The sequence below is a fragment of the Microcoleus sp. S36b_A4 genome, from assembly GCF_036700645.1.
GTDB lineage: Bacteria > Cyanobacteriota > Cyanobacteriia > Cyanobacteriales > Microcoleaceae > Microcoleus.
In genome coordinates this window covers 1-3351 of sequence record NZ_JAUBPI010000190.1, presented here as the reverse complement: position 1 = coordinate 3351, position 3351 = coordinate 1, and the positions used below count along the sequence as shown (strand labels likewise).

Here is a 3351-nt window from a genome sequence, read left to right as displayed (position 1 = left end):
TTAATTATGAAATGGAACCGAAAGATCAAAAACAAAGGTAACGCGAGTTAATGCAGTTTAGATGTCGAACAGCTTACCACAATGCTCACAAGATTCAGGAGTGCTGATTTGATATCTATCTACTCGCCCAAACCCTTTTCGGGTTTTGCCGATATGTCCCGGCTGTCCTCCTGCTTTGCGTTTTGGTTGGGACTCTGACTCTTGTGAGTTGTCAAAAGCGGCTGTCTCTGATTTCTGTATCAGATCGCTTGATGGGGGTTTCGATGATGTTTTGCTATTGCTGGGCTGTCTCTCTTGGAGCTTTTCGAGCTGGAGTTGTAATTTTTCAATCAGCTTCTGTTGGGTGCGCACAATTTTGACCAGCTCCTCACGACTCAACTGGTCAACCATTTCTAATTTTAGTGCTGCTGATAACTCTGACTTTTAGCTCATCTGACTACATTACCATATTGTTCGGCTCTCTGCGGAACTATTTTTACCTGAATCCTTACGCAAATTCTAAGTCCAAGCTATTACCAATGCCCAATTCCCAATGCCCGATTCAAAGTGTTTGTCTGTCGATATGCCGCGACAGCCTCAAACTCTGTTTAATTCTGCCAATAATTAGCTCGAACATTTTTTTGCGGGACGGATTCTTGCTGCTGGGCGGCATCCCTAACTCGCAACACATCAAGTTCAAGTCAGTTGCACTCATTGCCAACAACTTTTGCCTCACCTCTTCTTCATTACCATTCTTAGCTTGTAAACGCAGTTCTTCATAAACTTCTAGAACATTTCTAGCCGATAAATTAACAGGTTTATTAACATCAGCACCCCTGGGAATATCCGAAGTTTTTGAGCCAGCAGAAATCACTCCCCGCTTGACTTGAGTCTCAAGCCGGGTTAATTTTCGAGCAACGTCCCGCAAGATTTCCTTAAGTTCGCCAATTTCCTCAACTAACCCCCCGCTTTCTTGTTCGGAAGCAGCCAAAATTTCTTTTTTACTCATTTCAGATACTCCTCACACTCGCGCCATAGTTTTTCAAATTCTCTAACTAATTCTCGCGGTAGTTCTCCCTCATTAATCGCCCGTTTTAGCCCGACGCTTTCCCGAATAGTAGATTCTAAAAATCTAACTTCTATGTTATTATCTTTTGATATCTCATCGCAAAGTCTCTTTACTTCTCTCATGTAAAACTGAACTTCATTTGTCAGCAATCCTCCATAGGTTTTAGCTTTATTCATAAAGACTGCTATCTTGGGAAACGGATAAGGCTCAATCCGTTTTTGGAGCGAGTTTAAAACTAAACTCAATCCCCTAGAACCAAAATAATCTGGATTGACCGGAATTAATATTAAGTCGCAGCAAGAGAGTACGCTGTAGGTGAGGAGACTGAAGGAAGGCGAACAGTCAAAAAGCATCAAGTCGTATTTGGGGAGATTGGCAGAGTTGGCGATTTTGCCGATGAATCTGCGGATGAAGTCTTTAACACTTTTCCCCTCAAATCCATCGATATCCAACCAATACAACTCTTCAACTGAAGGGACAAAATGCAACTGTTCGTCAATCTGATAAATGGTGTCGAAACCAACGGGAAATTTAAAATTCTGTCCGGCTTTTTTAAAGACTTCTAGAGCGTCGTAAATTGTAAGTCTGTGCTTGAGAGATTTTTCGTACCACTTACCAAATTTGTCATCTAAATGACCTGTATTTTCGTTAAGTCCGATCGCCTCTGTGAGCGACATTTGCGGATCTAAGTCTAACATCAAGACTTCTAAGTCGGTTCCTTGGGATATAATATTTCCCAGACTCCAAGTGACGGTGGTCTTTCCGACACCGCCTTTGAAGTTGATTACGGCTATTGATTTAGGACTCATGGCTAGTTTTGTTGGGATTTTGCTCAATTTTTTATTAAAACATAACGATCGCCCAATTAGCGTTTGCTAAGTATTATTACTCGAATAATGGCGATCGCCTACTCAAGGCGATCGCCAGATTAACAGGGAGTCTCTTTTTAGAAAAGAACGTCAGGAAACTTGAAAACGTGACTAGCAATATTCCGCACCTTTACTAATGGAACAGGTAATCCAGTTACACTGTAGCCTCGATTTGGTACTACTTTCTGCGAGAGTTCTGGCTGTTGCTGCGAAACTAACAACCTGAATTTACCCGGTTCGACGACCAATATCTCCTGTTGAGGAATGAAAAATATCCAGAGATCGGCTTTAGAAGTCCATCCCCAACAGGGACGGTTGCGATCGTCACAAGCTTCAAAAAACAAGTTTCCAGTTTACTTGGCTTTTATATCAGTCTTATACTCAGCAGTTGCAGTTGAACCGTTTGGGCGAATTAGTACGCGGTCAATACCTGCTTTCTGATACTGTCGCAAATCTGAGACATCCTCAATGCGATAGCCATGAATCTGCAACCACTGGTCTACGATCGCCTCTCCTGTCTTTCCTACTTTCTTTTGAGTTTGGAAGTCGTATTCCTGTTTTTGGGAAAGCGGGGGTATTTGCTGGGATAATTTGGCTTCGTTGTGCTGATTGTTGTTGTACATGATTAATTCCGTTAGCTAAGTTTTGAGTAGTGAATCACTACATCCTTAGCTTCGAGGGTCGGTGTCTGAGATTGCGACCGGCTAAACTGTCTGATGTGTCCGACTTTCTGTCTGAGTTTGTGTCTGACTTTCATTCGTTCAGTTACAATAGCCATAAGTGTTGGAGTCAGGCTATGGCTATAAGAGGATTAAAGGCATCTCTAGAAGGCATCAAAAAAGCAGAACAAGCTTTAGTCAGAAATAGTTTAAATAAGACTGCTTTAGCGCGAGAGTTAGGAATAGCTCGCTCAACTGTTAGTCTTTTTTTTAAACCTGAACCAGTTGACCGTTTGAATTTTGAAGAGATTTGTCAAAAGCTAGGGCTAGATTCGAGAGATATTATTGCTAATCCAGTCACTAAAACTGAGACAGAGCAAAAAGAACAGAGTAACTATGATTTTCAAGATGCTGAACCCGAGCAAGTTGAGGAAGTGCTGGACAACTTTTGTGACGAGGTTGTGGTCGAGAGGGTGCAATCGCACCCTCCTATCTGTGCTGAGGATTTCGATGGACTGGGAATAAATAAGGCTAAAGAAAGAGATTTTGAGGGAGCAATTAAAAATTTCAATCAAGCAATTAAGCTCAATCCTAAGTATGCAAATGCCTACAATAACCGGGCTCTTGTTCGTGCTGAACTAGCGGACTATCTGGGAGCAATTGAAGATTACACAGAGGCGATATTGCTCAATCCTAAGCTGAAGTTCCCCCATTGACAAAAGGCGTCGGAGTATGTAGGGTAAACCTTTGGAGGATTTTGACTCCGGTTTTACTG

At 42.1% G+C, this 3351-nt stretch carries 7 protein-coding genes; 1 reads left to right on the top strand and 6 read right to left on the bottom strand.

What is annotated here, in order from left to right:
• Positions 1-57: 57 nt before the first annotated feature.
• From QUA03_RS28605 to QUA03_RS28580, 6 genes are all read right to left on the bottom strand, one after another.
• Positions 58-390, bottom strand: a complete 333-nt coding sequence (locus tag QUA03_RS28605) for a DUF6444 domain-containing protein (protein WP_333217067.1) — start codon at positions 388-390, stop codon at positions 58-60.
• A 151-nt stretch (positions 391-541) separates the two neighbouring features.
• Positions 542-988, bottom strand: a complete 447-nt coding sequence (locus tag QUA03_RS28600) for a hypothetical protein (protein ID WP_333094468.1) — start codon at positions 986-988, stop codon at positions 542-544.
• Positions 985-1857, bottom strand: a complete 873-nt coding sequence (locus QUA03_RS28595; protein ID WP_333029965.1) for a ParA family protein — start codon at positions 1855-1857, stop codon at positions 985-987. Before QUA03_RS28595 ends, QUA03_RS28600 begins: the two co-directional genes overlap by 4 nt.
• A gap of 137 nt (positions 1858-1994) precedes the next feature.
• A complete protein-coding gene (locus tag QUA03_RS28590) occupies positions 1995-2261 on the bottom strand; it encodes a hypothetical protein (protein WP_333217065.1) in 267 nt (88 codons plus the stop codon).
• 9 nt (positions 2262-2270) lie between these two features.
• The gene (locus QUA03_RS28585) at positions 2271-2540 is read right to left on the bottom strand and encodes a hypothetical protein (RefSeq protein WP_333217064.1); all 270 of its coding nucleotides are present in this window, start codon (positions 2538-2540) and stop codon (positions 2271-2273) included.
• A gap of 11 nt (positions 2541-2551) precedes the next feature.
• Entirely contained in the window at positions 2552-2695 is a 144-nt protein-coding gene (locus QUA03_RS28580; RefSeq protein ID WP_333217062.1) for a hypothetical protein, read from the bottom strand.
• Between the two features lie 18 nt (positions 2696-2713).
• Here QUA03_RS28580 and QUA03_RS28575 point away from each other — a divergent pair, with 18 nt between their 5' ends.
• On the top strand, positions 2714-3292 hold the full coding sequence (locus tag QUA03_RS28575) for a tetratricopeptide repeat protein (protein WP_333217060.1): 579 nt from the start codon (positions 2714-2716) through the stop codon (positions 3290-3292).
• Positions 3293-3351: the final 59 nt, after the last annotated feature.

What these genes read in the sequence shown, in the direction of transcription:
- QUA03_RS28605 (WP_333217067.1), bottom strand. Translation starts at nt 390, where the DNA reads ATGGTTGACCAGTTGAGTCGTGAGGAGCTGGTCAAAATTGTGCGCACC.
- QUA03_RS28600 (WP_333094468.1), bottom strand. Translation starts at nt 988, where the DNA reads ATGAGTAAAAAAGAAATTTTGGCTGCTTCCGAACAAGAAAGCGGGGGG.
- QUA03_RS28595 (WP_333029965.1), bottom strand. Translation starts at nt 1,857, where the DNA reads ATGAGTCCTAAATCAATAGCCGTAATCAACTTCAAAGGCGGTGTCGGA.
- QUA03_RS28585 (WP_333217064.1), bottom strand. Translation starts at nt 2,540, where the DNA reads ATGTACAACAACAATCAGCACAACGAAGCCAAATTATCCCAGCAAATA.
- QUA03_RS28580 (WP_333217062.1), bottom strand. Translation starts at nt 2,695, where the DNA reads ATGGCTATTGTAACTGAACGAATGAAAGTCAGACACAAACTCAGACAG.
- QUA03_RS28575 (WP_333217060.1), top strand. Translation starts at nt 2,714, where the DNA reads ATGGCTATAAGAGGATTAAAGGCATCTCTAGAAGGCATCAAAAAAGCA.